Origin of the sequence: Streptomyces similanensis, assembly GCF_039543625.1 — a bacterium.
Classification (GTDB): domain Bacteria; phylum Actinomycetota; class Actinomycetes; order Streptomycetales; family Streptomycetaceae; genus Streptomyces; species Streptomyces similanensis.
This window is the reverse complement of the sequence record NZ_BAABKC010000009.1, coordinates 72,660-86,624: the sequence shown is the minus strand read 5'-3', so window position 1 is coordinate 86,624 and position 13,965 is coordinate 72,660. Positions and strand designations below refer to the sequence as shown.

11 protein-coding genes are annotated in these 13,965 nt (G+C 73.7%); 5 read left to right on the top strand and 6 right to left on the bottom strand.

Annotated elements, in window-relative coordinates; genetic code table 11:
* Positions 1 to 2 precede the first annotated feature (2 nt).
* Positions 3 to 995 (bottom strand): carbohydrate ABC transporter permease, encoded by a 993-nt coding sequence (locus tag ABEB07_RS03165; RefSeq protein WP_176149078.1) that lies wholly within the window; start codon positions 993 to 995, stop codon positions 3 to 5.
* A gap of 571 nt (positions 996 to 1,566) precedes the next feature.
* Entirely contained in the window at positions 1,567 to 2,889 is a 1,323-nt protein-coding gene (locus tag ABEB07_RS03160; RefSeq protein WP_176149079.1) for an ABC transporter substrate-binding protein, read from the bottom strand.
* A gap of 614 nt (positions 2,890 to 3,503) precedes the next feature.
* Between ABEB07_RS03160 and ABEB07_RS03155 the strand changes: the two genes are divergently transcribed.
* Both ABEB07_RS03155 and ABEB07_RS03150 read left to right on the top strand, forming a co-directional pair.
* Complete coding sequence (locus ABEB07_RS03155; protein WP_345666930.1) at positions 3,504 to 4,526, top strand: LacI family DNA-binding transcriptional regulator; 1,023 nt, start codon at positions 3,504 to 3,506, stop codon at positions 4,524 to 4,526.
* A gap of 234 nt (positions 4,527 to 4,760) precedes the next feature.
* Complete coding sequence (locus tag ABEB07_RS03150) at positions 4,761 to 6,188, top strand: GH1 family beta-glucosidase (protein WP_176149080.1); 1,428 nt, start codon at positions 4,761 to 4,763, stop codon at positions 6,186 to 6,188.
* 107 nt (positions 6,189 to 6,295) lie between these two features.
* Here ABEB07_RS03150 and ABEB07_RS03145 read toward each other — a convergent pair whose 3' ends face one another.
* The 3 genes from ABEB07_RS03145 to ABEB07_RS03135 all read right to left on the bottom strand — a co-directional run bounded on the left by ABEB07_RS03145 (position 6,296) and on the right by ABEB07_RS03135 (position 10,013).
* Positions 6,296 to 7,762: a glycoside hydrolase family 18 protein gene (locus tag ABEB07_RS03145; protein WP_345666911.1), complete on the bottom strand. Its 1,467-nt coding sequence runs from the start codon at positions 7,760 to 7,762 to the stop codon at positions 6,296 to 6,298.
* Between the two features lie 170 nt (positions 7,763 to 7,932).
* Positions 7,933 to 9,312, bottom strand: coding sequence for a sensor histidine kinase (locus ABEB07_RS03140; RefSeq protein ID WP_345666910.1), 1,380 nt, complete (start codon positions 9,310 to 9,312; stop codon positions 7,933 to 7,935).
* Positions 9,309 to 10,013, bottom strand: coding sequence for a response regulator transcription factor (locus tag ABEB07_RS03135; RefSeq protein ID WP_203635123.1), 705 nt, complete (start codon positions 10,011 to 10,013; stop codon positions 9,309 to 9,311). The genes ABEB07_RS03140 and ABEB07_RS03135 overlap by 4 nt, the downstream gene beginning before the upstream one ends.
* Positions 10,014 to 10,200: 187 nt before the next feature.
* Between ABEB07_RS03135 and ABEB07_RS03130 the strand changes: the two genes are divergently transcribed.
* From ABEB07_RS03130 to ABEB07_RS03120, 3 genes are all read left to right on the top strand, one after another.
* Entirely contained in the window at positions 10,201 to 10,740 is a 540-nt protein-coding gene (locus ABEB07_RS03130) for a hypothetical protein (protein WP_345666909.1), read from the top strand.
* Between the two features lie 106 nt (positions 10,741 to 10,846).
* The gene (locus ABEB07_RS03125; RefSeq protein WP_345666908.1) at positions 10,847 to 12,397 is read left to right on the top strand and encodes an MFS transporter; all 1,551 of its coding nucleotides are present in this window, start codon (positions 10,847 to 10,849) and stop codon (positions 12,395 to 12,397) included.
* On the top strand, positions 12,394 to 13,002 hold the full coding sequence (locus ABEB07_RS03120; protein ID WP_176149086.1) for an acyl-CoA-like ligand-binding transcription factor: 609 nt from the start codon (positions 12,394 to 12,396) through the stop codon (positions 13,000 to 13,002). Before ABEB07_RS03125 ends, ABEB07_RS03120 begins: the two co-directional genes overlap by 4 nt.
* A gap of 59 nt (positions 13,003 to 13,061) precedes the next feature.
* Here the strand turns inward: ABEB07_RS03120 and ABEB07_RS03115 are convergent, their stop codons facing one another.
* Positions 13,062 to 13,931: a spermidine synthase gene (locus tag ABEB07_RS03115; RefSeq protein ID WP_176149087.1), complete on the bottom strand. Its 870-nt coding sequence runs from the start codon at positions 13,929 to 13,931 to the stop codon at positions 13,062 to 13,064.
* Positions 13,932 to 13,965 lie beyond the last annotated feature (34 nt).

Below are 13,965 nucleotides of genomic sequence, written 5' to 3'. Positions count from 1 at the left end.
CGTCAGGCCGCGCTCTTGCGCACGAACCGGCCGACGATCCAGTTGATCAGGGCGATGAGCAGCAGCAGGACGAGCATCGCCCAGGCCACGGCGGCGGCCGGGCCCAGGTGCTGGAGCTTCCAGCCGTAGTTGTAGAGGTAGATGCTGAGCGTCTCGTACTGGTGCTCGCTGCCGCCGACGGAGCCGAGGGTGCCGCCCTGGAGCAGCAGCGGCTCGCCGAACAGCTGCATGGAGCCGATCGTCGAGATGACGATGGTGAACAGGATCGTCGGGCGCAGCGAGGGGATGGTCACCTTGCGGAACTGCTGCCAGCGCGAGGCCCCGTCGATGGAGGCGGCCTCGTACAGGTCGGTCGGCACGGCCTGCATGGCGGCCAGGTAGATCAGGGCGTTGTAGCCGGTCCAGCGCCAGATCACGATGATCGAGATGGCGATCTTGGAGGTCCACTCCCCGTTGCCCCAGTCGGTGTGGCCGGCTCCGAAGAAGTGCAGCACCCAGTTGAGGAAGCCGCCGTCGGCGCGGAAGACCAGGGCGAAGACCAGGGCCGCGGTGGCCACCGAGGTGGCGTACGGGGTGAGGATGACGGTCCGCCAGAACGTGCTGGCGCGCAGCCGGTAGTTGAGCAGGTGGGCCAGGCCGAGCGCGACGAGCAGCTGCGGGACGGTGGAGATGACGCCGATGACGAAGGTGTTGGCGACGGCCGTCCAGAACTCCGAGTCCTGGAGGATCCGGGTGAAGTTGTCGAAGCCGACCCACTCGGACTGGTCGAGGCTCGTCATCTCCACCCGGTGCAGCGCGATCCAGCCGGTGTAGAGGAGGGGGTAGAGCCCGAAGGCGCCGAAGACGAGGAAGAAGGGGGCGACGTAGGCGTACGGCGACACCTTGTCGTCGAAGCGCCACAGCCGCGAGCGCCATGTGCCGCGCCCGTTCGGCGCGGCGCCGGAGCCGCCGGGAGGCGGGGTGTAGGCGCCCCGTGCGGGGGTTGTCGTTGCCACGGAGGGAGTCCTTCCCTGGAGGTCTGAGCCGGGTGCGGGGCGGAGGCGGGGTGGGGTGCGGGGCGGGGGCGGGGGTGGGGGTGGGGTGGAGGCAGGGTACGGAGCGGGGTGAGGTGGGCGGCCCCGCGGCCGCCGGGCCGGGGCGCGTCACGACCGTACGGCCGGTCCCGCGACCACCGGACCGGAGCCCACCGCGACAGACCAACGGCCCTACGACCACCGAGCCAGGGTGCGTTGCGGCACCCGACCTTGCGACCACCGGGCCGGGAGCCCCCGCCAGGACAGCACCGCGACCACCGGGCCGGACTCCCCAGCCACGGAGGCGCCGCGACCGTCCGGCCAGACTCCCCCGCGACCACCCGGCCGGGAGCCTCCGCCACGGAGGCACCGCAGCCGCCGCCGTACCGGGTACGTGCCCCGGCCGGGCGGCCGACCTCGCGGGGTCAGGCGGGGACGGGTCCGCGGCGCCGGCCGCCACACGGCTCCGCGCCCGCCGCGGCGGCCGTCGTACGGCCGCGCGCGCGGGCGCGGTGCGGGCGGCCGGCGGGGCCGCCCGCACCCCGGGCGGTCGTCAGCCGATCGCCTTGTCGATGGTGTCCGTCGCGTCCTTCCAGGCCTTGTCGGGGCTGGTGCCGCGCTGCTCCATGTTGTTGATCTGCGTGGAGATCGTGTCCTTGATGACGCCGTCCTTCGCGCCGAGCACCGCCTCGGGGATGGACTTGGCCTCGTCGGCGTAGATCTGGCCGATGGGCGCGTCGCTGAAGTACGGGAGCTTGGCGGTCTTCACGCTCGCCAGGTCGTAGGCGCCCTTGTTGGACGGGAAGACGCCGACGGCCTTGAACACGGCGGCCTGCTGCTCGGGCGCGGTCAGCCACTTGACCAGCTCGGTGGCCTCCTTGACGTGCTTGCCGCTCTTGGGCACGGCCAGGAAGGAGCCGCCCCAGTTGGCCGCGGTGGTGCCGGGCGCGCGGGCGATGTCCCACTTGCCCTTGAAGTCGTCGCCGGAGTAGGTCTGGATCTGCGCGGCCATCCAGGCCGGGCACACCATGGAGGCGACCTGGCCCTTGCGCAGCGCCGCCTTCCACGGGTCCTGGAACTGGGCCAGGCCCCCGCTCAGCTTCTTGGACGCGGCCTCGGCGGCCAGGTCCCAGCCCTGCTTGACGGAGGCGCTGTCCTTGTAGACCGGCTTGCCGTCGGCGTCGTAGTACTGCTGGGCGGAGGAGCTGACGACCGCGTTGTACATGGCGCTCGCGGAGTCCATGAAGAAGGTGCCGGCGGGCGCGCTCTTCTTGTACTGCTCACCGAGCTTGATGTAGTCCTCCCAGCCGCCGGCGACGGCCGTGGCGACGGCCTCGCGGTCGGTGGGCAGGTGCGCCTTCTGGAACAGGTCCTTGCGGTAGCACAGCGACATCGGGCCGATGTCGGTGCCGGCGCCGATGACCGTGCCGTCGCTCGCCGTGGCCTGCTTCTCCTTCCAGGAGACCCAGTCGGCCACGTTGATGGTCTTGCTCAGGTCGGTGAACTTGGCCGCCTGGGTGTCGACGACCTCCTTGATGCGGCCGACCTCGATGCCCGTGACGTCGCCCAGGCCGCTGCCGGAGTTCAGCTGCTGGAGGAGCTTGGGGTAGTAGTCCTGCTCGTTGGCGGTGGTCTCTTCCTTGACCGTGATGTTCGGGTGCAGCTTGTGGTACTGGTCGAACAGACCGGCTTCCTTGTAACCGAACTGGCCGAAGTCGGCCACTTTGAGGGTGATGTTCCCGTTGGAGTCCGAGGCGTCCGAGTCGCCGTCGTCGCTGCTGCAGCCGGTCAGCAGCAGGGCGGAGGCCGTCAGGACCGTCGTGGTCACGGCCGCTGCTCTGCGGCCACGACCGCCGCCGGTACGGGTGATGCGCATTCCACTACTCCTTGTTCCAGTGGGGAACGAGACCTCAGGAATCAGACCGCCGGGGTTCGACGGCGCGGACCTGCCCTCTCGGATCGAGCAGCGGCCGGCCCACCGCACACGTCGTGCGATGAAAAGGTGCTGGTCAACGGTGTGTCATGCGAGCCAGAGGGAAGGACCTTGGGTGGTTCGGTCCACACGGGAGAAGACTCCCCCGTTTCCGTGGGACCGCTCCCACGCGGCATGTCCGGAAGACTCGTGCTTGCCGGGCCAGGTGTCAAGAGTTGAAAACGGCGTTGTTGCGCAAGCGTGTTCAGCGCGTCACGTGAACGTGTCTGGAACGGCGGCGACATCGGCCCGTCATCCGCCGGACCCGTACGCGATTCACGCAGGTCACGGAGCAACCGGCGGTCCGGGCCGCCGAACCGTGGGCGACGCCGGGGCGGTGGCCTGTTTTTTCTGGGCCAGAATGAGGCGACCCCCGACCGACCGCCGGAAGGTGAACGATGAACTCCGCCGAGCACCGGCCCGAGGCCACCGGCACACCGACCCCGGCCTCGTCCGCGAACGCCCCGAGTCCGCTCCACACCGCGGAGGTCCGGCACTCGGCCGGGGCGCGCCGGCCCATGACGGCCGCGGAGGTGCGGCGGCCGACGCTGAACGCCGTGGCCGCGCGGGCCGGGGTCGGCCGCGGCACCGTCTCACGGGTGATCAACGGCTCCCCCAAGGTGAGCGAACGGTCCCGGGCCGCCGTCGAGCAGGCCATCGCCGAACTCGGCTACGTCCCCAACCGCGCCGCCCGTTCCCTGGTCACCCGCCGCACCGACTCGGTCGCCCTGGTCGTCCCGGACGCCGAGACCCGCCTGTTCTCCGAGCCGTACTTCTCGGGGATCATCCAGGGCGTCTCGGCCGGACTCGCGGGCGCCGGGATGCAGTTGCTGCTGGTGATGGCGCGGGACGCGCAGGAGTACGCGCGGCTCGCCTCGTATCTGTCGGCGCAACGGGTGGACGGCGTGCTGATGATGGAGGTGCACCGCGACGACACGCTGCCCGACCGGCTGGAGGAGTTGGCGGTGCCGACCGTGCTGGCCGGCCGGCGCAGCCACCGCGAACCGCTGGGCCACGTCCGCGCGGACAACAGCGGCGGCGCCCGGATCGCCGTACGGCACCTGCTGGCCGCCGGGCGGCGGGCCATCGGCACCATCACCGGGCCGCTGGACATGGACGTGGCGCAGGACCGGCTCGACGGCTACCGGGAGGCGCTGCGGGACGCCGGGGTCGCCGTCGCCGACGATCTGATCGCGAGCGGCGACTTCACCGAGGAGGGCGGGCGCGCGGCCATGCGGGAACTGCTGGAGCGGCGCCCCGACCTCGACGCCGTGTTCGCCGCGTCCGACGTGATGGCCTCCGGCGCGGTGCTCGAACTGCGCGCCGCGGGGCGGCGGGTGCCGCACGACGTGGCCCTGGTCGGCTTCGACGACTCGATCGTGGCCCGGCACATCGATCCCCCGCTGACCAGCGTGCGCCAGCCGCTGGAGGAGATGGGCCGCACCATGGCGAGCCTGCTACTGGACGAGATCGCGCAGCGCGGCACCGGCCACCGCGAGGTGGTCCTGCCGACGGAACTGGTGGTCCGCGAGTCGGCCTGAGGCCCGCGAGCCGGCCTGCCATCCGGGGCGGGGCAGCCCGCCCCGGGTGGTCGCCGGTACGACGGCCCCGCCCCGGGCGGTCGCCGGTACGGCGGGCCCGCCTCGCGGGACCTCGGGCGCGCGGCGACCGGCCACGCCCCGTCCGGCTCCGCCCGTATACGGGCGCGTGTTCCCCTTTTGGCGTGGGAGCGCTCCCATGCATAATGGGCGGACCCGACTCGTGGGAGCGATTCCATGCCCGAACCGTTGACCGTGTCCTTCCCGCCCGCCTTCCTCTGGGGCGCCGCGACCTCCGCCTACCAGATCGAGGGCGCGGTGCGGGAGGACGGCCGCACCCCTTCCATCTGGGACACCTTCAGCCATACGCCGGGCAGGACCGCCGGCGGCGACACCGGTGACATCGCGGTCGACCACTACCACCGCTACCGCGACGACGTGGCGCTGATGGCCGAGCTGGGCCTGACGGCCTACCGCTTCTCGGTGTCCTGGCCGCGGGTGCAGCCCACCGGCCGGGGCCCCGCCGTGCAGGTCGGCCTGGACTTCTACCGCCGGCTCGTGGACGAACTGCTCGCGCACGGCATCAAGCCCGCCGTCACCCTCTACCACTGGGACCTGCCCCAGGAACTGGAGGACGCGGGCGGCTGGCCGGAGCGGGAAACCGCGCTGCGCTTCGCGGAGTACGCGCACCTCGTGGGCGAGGCGCTCGGCGACCGGGTCGAGCAGTGGATCACCCTCAACGAACCCTGGTGCAGCGCCTTCCTCGGCTACGGCTCCGGCGTCCACGCCCCCGGCCGCACCGAGCCCCTGGCCGCGCTGCGCGCCGCCCACCACCTGAACCTGGCGCACGGACTGGGCGTCCAGGCGCTGCGCTCGGTGCTGCCGCCGCGCGGCTCGGTCGCCGTCAGCCTCAACTCCCAGGTGATCCGGCCGCTCTCGCAGCACCCGGCGGACCTGGCGGCGGCGGTGCGGATCGACGACCTCGCCAACGGCGTCTTCCACGGTCCCCTGCTGCACGGCGCCTACCCGGCCACGCTGCTGGAGGCGACCTCGTCCCTCACCGACTGGTCCTTCGTGCGCGACGGCGACCTGCGCGACATCCGCCGGCCGCTGGACGCGCTCGGCCTCAACTACTACACGCCCGCCGTGGTCTCCTCCGTCGAGACCGCGCCGGAGGGGCCGCGCTCGGACACCCACGGGGCGAGCGCCGCCTCGCCGTGGCCGGCCGCCGACGACATCGTTTTCCACCAGGTCCCGGGCGAGCGCACCGACATGGGCTGGACGGTCGACCCGGACGGCCTGCACCAGCTGATCATGCGCTACACCCGGGAGGCGCCCGGCGTGCCGCTGTACGTCACGGAGAACGGCGCCGCCTACGAGGACAAGGTGGACGACGACGGCCGGGTGCGCGACCCGGAGCGCGTCGCCTATCTGCACGGCCACCTGGCGGCGGTGCGCCGGGCGATCGCGGACGGCGCGGACGTGCGCGGGTACTACCTGTGGTCCCTGCTGGACAACTTCGAGTGGGCCTACGGCTACGCCAAGCGGTTCGGCGCGGTCCACGTGGACTACGCGACGCTCGCCCGGACCCCCAAGTCCAGCGCCCTGTGGTACGGCAGGGCCGCCCGGTCCGGACAGCTGCCACCGGTGGACGACATCGTCTGAGCCGGGCGGGCCGGACGGGCCGGACGGGCCCCGGGCGGGACGCGGCGCACGGGAGCCGGAGGGGAGTGCCGCGCGCCCCACGGGACCGCCCGGCCCACGCGGTTACGTCAGTTGTAGGCGCCGAACGCCTTGGCGAAGGCGGAGGCGCCCTGGGCGATGGAGCTGCACGTGGCGTCCGCGGTGGGCTTGGCGCCGCCGGCGCACTGCTTGTCGCGGGTGGCGGACCACATGGAGAGCCAGCCGAGGCCCTTGGACTTGGCGAAGTTGACCAGCTGGGTGGCGTCGTCGACCTTGAAGACCTCCGAGGAGACGTCGTTGACGCCGATCATCGGGGTGACGGCGACCGTCTTCCAGGCGGCGCTGTCGGACAGCGCGAGCACGCTCTTGATCTGGGCCTGGGTGGCGGTGGCGGCCTGCTCGGCGTAGGCGCCCATGTCGCCGTTGTAGGAGGCGCCGTAGTCCATCGCCATGATGTTGACGGTGGAGATCTTCACGCCGTTGGTCTTGGCGTTGGCCAGCAGGCTGACGCCGTCCTGGGTCAGGCCCTCGGGCATGACCGGGAGGGTGAAGGAGACGTCCAGGCCCGGGTGCTGCTGCTGGAGCTTGGCTATGGCCTGGGCGCGGCGGGTGTTGGCCGCGGCGTTCGGCAGCGCGCCGCCCTCGACGTCGAAGTCGACCTTGGTCAGCTTGTACTGGTCGACGGCCTTCCCGTAGGCCGCCGCCAGCGCGTCCGCCGAGGAGCAGGTGGTGGCCAGTTCGGAGCCGGACGCGCCGCCGAAGGAGACCCGTACGTCGCCGCCCTTGGCGCGCAGCGCGCCGATCTGCGCGGCGACGCCGTCGCCGGCCAGGTCGGTGACGCCGCCCCACTTGGGCGTGCAGCCGCCGCCGTCGGTGACGAAGGCGAGGTTGTAGTTCTTCACCCCGGTCGCGTCGGCTGCGGCCAGCAGGTCGTAGGCCGGGTAGAGGGAGGTGTCGACGTAGGGGGCGAAGCCGGCGGTCGCGGTGGTGCCCGTGCCGGTGCCGGTGCTCTGCGAGGCGGTCGGGGTCGGCGTCGGGGTGGCGGGCGGTGTCGTGGTCCTGGTGGCGGAGGGGGTCGGGGTCGGGGTGGCCGGCTGCGTCGGGCGGCCGCTGGGCTCCGGGGTGGCGGCGCCGTCCGCGGAACAGGAGGCGCCGTCGATCCGGCAGCCGGTCGGGTCGCCGGCGCCGTCGACGACGAAACCGACGGTGACCGACTTGCCGGGGGCGAGTCCGGCGGTGTCCCACTTGGCCGGCTTCACGGTGACGTGCTGGGCGCTGACGGTGGACTCGCCGTTCCACAGGGACCCGAGCTTGGCGCCGGCGGGCAGGTCGAACTCCAGCGTCCAGTCCTTCTCCGCCTGGCCGCTGTCGTTGGTGACGACGTACTGCGCGGTGTAGCCGGTCGACCAGTCGCTGGTCCGCGTGTAGGCGGCGCCGACGCCGGCCGCCTGCGCGGTGGCGGTGAACACGAGTGCGCCGCCCCCGACCACGGCCGCGGCGACGAGTCCGCCGATCACCTTGTTCCTGCCACTGATCCTGCGCCGGTGCGTGCTCATCGTGCCTGCCTTCACTGTTCCGGGGGGTGCGGTGCGGGCAGCACGCTAGCGGCCCGGAATCGGGCAATCCGCCTGTTCGGGACCGCTGTTGAGCTTCTTAGGGCGCGCTTAAGGAAGGGATCGGGGGCGGTTAAAGATCGCGGCGGCCGGGCGGCCCGCGTCAGGCGCGGTCACTTCGCCGCCAGGCGTCCGCGCCGCCGCCGGACGCCGCCGCGGTGGCCGCCGCGGGCGGCGGGTCCGCGGCCGTCGAGCTGGAGCCAGACGCGGACCTCCGTGCCGCCGAGGACGGAGGAGCCGATCCGGACGTCGCCGCCGGTCGACTCCGCCAGCCGCCGCACGATGTCGAGGCCGAGCCCGGTGGAGCCGTCGCTGCCCGAGCCGCGGCCGCGCAGCATGGCCGCGTCCGGGTCGGGTATGCCGGGACCGGCGTCGGAGACGAGCACGATCACCGCGTCGTCGCCGTTGTGCACGTCGACGGCGAACGCCGTGCCCTCGGTGGTGTGCCGGAAGACGTTGCCGAGCAGGGCGTCCAGCGCGGCGGCGAGGTCCGCGCGGGCCACCGGCACCCGCACCGGCCGCTCCACCCCGGCCAGCCGCCATGTGCGGCCCTCGTCCTCGGCGAGCGCGGACCAGAACCCCATCCGCTCCCGCACCACCTCGGCCGCGTCGCAGCCGGCGCCCGGACCGACGGCGGCCGTCTGCGGCTTGGCCTCCCGGGCGGTGCGGATGATGGTGTCGACCTCGCGCTCCAGCTGGGCGACCGCGGCCCGGGTCTGGTCGGCGGCCGGCCCGTGGCCGAGCGAGGCCGCGTTGAGCCGCAGCACGGTCAGCGGGGTGCGCAGCCGGTGCGAGAGGTCGGCGGCCAGCTCCCGTTCGTTGGCGAGGAGCTGGACGACCTGGTCGGCCATGGAGTTGAACGCGACCGCCGCCAGGCGCAGTTCGGTCGGCCCCTCCTCGGGCACCCGCGCGCCGAGCTTGCCCTCGCCCAGTTCGTGCGCGCCCTCGACCAGCCGCCGGGCGGGCCGCACCATCCGCACCCCGAGCCGGTCGGCGACGGCGACGGACCCGACGGCGAGCGCCGCGCCGACTCCGGCGAGGACCGCCCAGGCGGTGCCGACGCCGTTGCTGACCTCGGCCTCGGGGACGTAGACCTCGACCACCGCGATGGCGCCGGAGCCGAGCGCGACCGGCTGGAGCAGGACGGAGCCGCCGGGTGTCGCGGTGGTGGAGGCGCGGCCCATCCGCCGCACGGCCGCGATGTCCGCCTCGGCGGCCCGGCGGCGGCCGATGTCGACGGCCGGCCTGCCGTCGGTCGCCGGTATGTGCACGGCCATCTCGGTGTCCGAGCCGGCCGAGGCCACGACCCGTTCGAGCTGGTCGTGGTCGGTGGTGATGGACAGCGCGGGCGCCACGGCGGCGGCCTGGCGTTCGGCGTGGGAGAAGGCGCGGTCGCGGGCCATCTCCTTGACGACCAGGCCGAGCGGGACGGCGAAGGCGATCACGACCATGGTGGTGACCGCCAGGCAGACCTTGACCAGGGCCCATCTCATCGCACGGGCTCCGCTCCGGGCGGTTCCAGCTTCACGCCGACGCCCCGCAGGGTGTGCAGATAGCGCGGCCGGGCGGCGGTCTCGCCCAGTTTGCGGCGCAGCCAGGACAGATGGACGTCGATGGTCTGGTCGTCGCCGTAGGACTGCTGCCACACCTCGGCCAGCAGTTCCCGGCGGGCCACGACGACGCCGGGCCGGCCGGCCAGGAAGGCCAGCAGGTCGAACTCGCGGCGGGTGAGGTCAAGGCGTACGCCGTCCAGTTCGGCCTGGCGGCGCAGCGGGTCGACGCTCAGGCCGCCGACCCGCAGGACGGCGGGGGGCGCGGTGTCGGCGGGGCCGGAGCGGGCGCGGCGCAGCACGGCGGCCATCCGCGCGAACAGGTGCTCGACCGAGAACGGTTTGGTCAGGTAGTCGTCGGCCCCGGCGTTGAGCAGCCGGACGACCTCCGCCTCGTCGTCGCGCGCGGTGGCGACGATGACGGGCACGTCGGTGATGCCGCGCAGCATCTTCAGCGCCTCCGAGCCGTCCAGGTCGGGCAGCCCGAGGTCCAGGATGACGACGTCGAAGCGGAGGTGGGCGACCTCGCGCAGCGCCTCCAGCGCCGTGCCGACGCTGCGCACGGTGTGCGAGGCGTCGGTCAACTGCCGGATGAGCGCCGAGCGTACGAACTGGTCGTCCTCGACCACGAGCACACTTGCCATGCGCCGCACCGTACGCCATGGACGCGGACGCGGTGCGGGCCTGTGGACAACTCCGGCCGGACCCCCGCCGCCTGTGGACAACGCCCCGTGGACAACGCCCTGTGGACGACCCGGTGCCGCGCCCCCGCCGCCGGCCCCGCGAGTGCGCGTGCGACCCCGCGGGGGCGCGTGCGGCAGTATGACGGCGATGCACAGAGGACTCGTACACGTACTGGCGTGGTCGCTCGCCACCGGCGCGGCGGCCACCCTGTCGTGGTGGGGCGTCCACACGGTGATGGCGGGCACGGCCTACGACCCGCCGCGCGCCCTGCCCGTCACGGCGGCCGAGGCGACGGCGAAGGCGCCGTCGCCGCCGGCTTCGGCCGCCCGCGGCCCGTCCGCCGCGCCGAGCGCGCCGGCCACCGGGGCCGGCCCGGCCACGCCGTCCCGGACACCGGCCGCCCCGCGCCCCTCGGCCTCCGCGTCCGGCGCGCGCCCCGCCCCCTCCCCCACCGCGACCGCCGCCGGCCGGGTCAAGAGCTACGACACCGACGGCGGCCGGGTGGTCTTCGACCTCGGTCCGGCCGCCGCGACGCTGGTGTCGGCGACCCCGGGCACGGGCTGGTCGATGCAGGTGTGGAAGACGGCGGCGTGGATCCGGGTGGAGTTCACCTCGGGCGCCGACCGGGTGTCGGTCATCTGCACCTGGCACGACGGCCCGCCACGGGTCGAGGTGGGCACCTACTAGGGACAGCCACCGTGAACAGGCAATCCGGCAGACAACTTTATATTGACAGTCGACTCTCATTTGGCGGTAGCCTCTCACCAAGTTGCCCGCCTCATGGGAGGTCCGCATGTCCGCGCACTCTCTGTCCCGGTCGCCGCGCCGCTGGCTCGCGCTGGCCGCCCTCACCCTCAGCGTCCTGATCGTCGGACTCGACGGAACCGTCATCAGCGTCGCCCTGCCCACCATCGCCGGTGAACTGCACGCCGACAGCGGCCAGTTGCAGTGGATCAGCGGCGGTTACCTGCTGGCCCTCTCGGTGGCCATGCTCCCGGTCGGCCTGCTCGGCGACCGGTACGGCCACCGCCGGCTGCTGCTGGCCGGCATCGCCCTGTTCGGCCTCGCCTCGCTCGCCGGCGCGTTCGCCGGCTCGCCCGGCGAGGTCGTCGCGGCCCGGACCGTCCTCGGTCTCGGCGCCGCCGCCATCACCCCGCTGACCATGGCGATCCTGCCGCGCGTCTTCGCCAAGGAAGAGCTGCCCCGGGCCATCGCCGTCTGGACGGCGGCCACCGCGCTCGGCATGCCGGTCGGCCCGCTGGTCGGCGGCTGGCTCCTCGACCACTTCTGGTGGGGCTCGGTGTTCCTGTTCAACGTCCCCGTCGCCGGACTCGCCCTGCTCGCGGGCCTGTGGCTGCTGCCGCGCGACCCGCGGACCGCGGACCGGGCCGTCCCCTTCGACACCCTCGGCACCGTCCTGGGCGGCCTCGGCATCACCGTGCTCGTCCACGGCACGATCCTGATCCCCGCCCACGGCTGGACCGCTCCGGCCGTCCTCGCCTCGCTCGGCGCCGCGGCCGTCCTGCTCACCGCGTTCGTCCTGCACGAGCGCCGCCACCTGCACCCCCTCGTCGACCTCGGCCTCTTCGCCGACCGGCGCTACCTGTGGGGCACGCTGACCGCCGTCTTCGTCAACTTCGCGGTGACGGGCATCCTGTTCGTCGTCCCGCAGTACCTCCAGGCCGTGCTCGGCAACGACTCCCTCGGCACCGGCATCCGCGTCCTGCCGCTGATCGGCGGCCTGATGGTGGCGGCCGCGATGAGCGAGGCGCTGGTACCGCGGCTCGGCGCGCGCGTCGTCGTCCCGCTCGGCCTGTTCCTGCTCGCGGCCGGCACGCTGCTCGGCGCGACCACGGGCGGCTCGGACGGCTACGGCCTCACCGCGCTGTGGCTGGCCCTGGCCGGACTCGGCTTCGGCCTCGCGGTCGTACCGGCGACCGGCCTGGCGATGGGGGCGCTGCCGGAGACGAACACCGGCTCGGGCACCAGTCTGCTGGAGACGGTGCAGCAGCTCGGCGGGGTCCTCGGCGTCGCCGGGCTCGGCAGCCTGCTCGGCGCCGGCTACCTCGCCCGCCTGCGCACCGACGGCCTGCCGGCGCCGGCGGCGCACACCGCGCGCGACTCCGTGACCGGCGCGGACGCGGTGGCGGCACGGCTGCACGACCCGGGCCTCGGCCTCTCGGCGCACACGGCGTTCGTGCACGGCATGGACCTGGTCCTCACCGCCTGCGGCGCCATCGCCCTGGTCACCGGGGTCCTCGCCGCGCTGTTCCTGCCCCGCCGTGCCGCCGCCGCCCCGACGGTGGCCGAGGGCGCGGCGCAGCGCGCAGAATCGGTTGCATGACGACGCACGAGACCTCCGCCGCCCCGCTCGGCCTGCGCGAACGCAAGAAGCGCAAGACCCGCGAACGCATCCGCCACGAGGCCTACCGGCTGTTCGCCGCACACGGTTACGAGGCGACCACGGTCGACCAGATCGCGGACGCGGCGGAGGTCTCGCCCAGCACCTTCTTCCGCTACTTCCCCAGCAAGGAGGACGTGGTCCTCCAGGACGAGTACGACCCCGCGCTGGCCGAGGCGCTGCGGGCCCGGCCCGCAGACGAGCCCTTCGTGGACGCCGTCATCGCCACCCTGAAGGGCCCGGTCGGCGCGATGCTGCAACGCGACCGCGAGGAACTCCTGCTGCGCACCCGCATCAGCTTCACCGACCCGGCGATGCGCGCCCGCCACGTCGCCGAGCAGCAGCGCAGCGAGAACGAGATCGCCGCCGTCCTCGCCGAACGCACCGGCCGGGACCCGGCCGACCTGGAGATCAAATGCGCGGCGGCGGCCGTCATCGCGGTCTTCACCACCCTCGTACGGCACTGGGTGGAGGGCGACGGCCGCGAGGACCTGGCGGAGCTGTACGAGCGCCATCTGCCGCTGCTGTCACGCGGCTTGGGCTTCTGAAGGACCTCTCGGCCGCCGGAGCCCGCGGAGTCGCCGGCTGCGCCGCGCGTCAGTGGAAGTCAGTGGAAGACGGAGGGCGGCGGGGCCGGGGAGGCGACGGCGGCGGCGTCCGTGACGGGGCGGGCGCCGCCGGTGAAGTCGCCGAGGGCGCGGCCGTGTTCGACGCGGGCCGGGTGCGGGTCGGAGGCGGAGCGCCGGGTCAGTTCGGCGACCGGCAGCGGCAGGTCGCGGGCGACGAGGACGGCGTTGCCGAAGCGCTTGCCGCGCAGCACGGCGGGGTCGGCGATCAGGGCGAGTTCGGCGAACCGGGCGGCCGCGGTGGCGATCTGGCCGCGCAGATGGGCCAGCGGCGGCCCGTCGGCGAGGTTGGCGGCGTAGAGGCCGTCCGGCTTCAGCGCCCTGCGGACCTCGTCAAGGAACTCCGCCGAGGTGAGGTGGGCGGGGGTGCGGGCGCCGCTGAACACGTCCGCTATGACGAGGTCGGCCCAGCCGTCGGGCACCTTGGCGAGTCCGGCGCGGGCGTCGGCGGAGCGTATCCGGATGCGCGCGTTCGCGTCCCACGGCAGCTCGCGGCGCACCAGTTGGACGAGGGCGGCGTCGCGTTCGACCACCTGCTGGGTGGAGCGGGGGCGGGTGGCGGCGACGTAGCGGGCGAGGGTGAGCGCGCCGCCGCCGAGGTGGACGGCGTGCACCGGCTTCCCGGGCGGCGCCGCCAGGTCGATGACGTGGCCGAGCCGGCGCTGGTACTCGAAGGAGAGGTACGCCGGGTCGTCCAGGTCGACGTGGGACTGCGGGGCGCCGTCGATCAGCAGGGTCCAGCCGCGGGGCCGCTCCCGGTCGGGCACGAGCTGGGCGAGCCCGCCGTCGATCCGCTCGCTCACGGCTTCGACGGCGCCACGCTCCCGGCGGGGACTCCTGGACCTTCCCATGGGGCCATTGTCGCAAGCCGCCACGACCGCACGC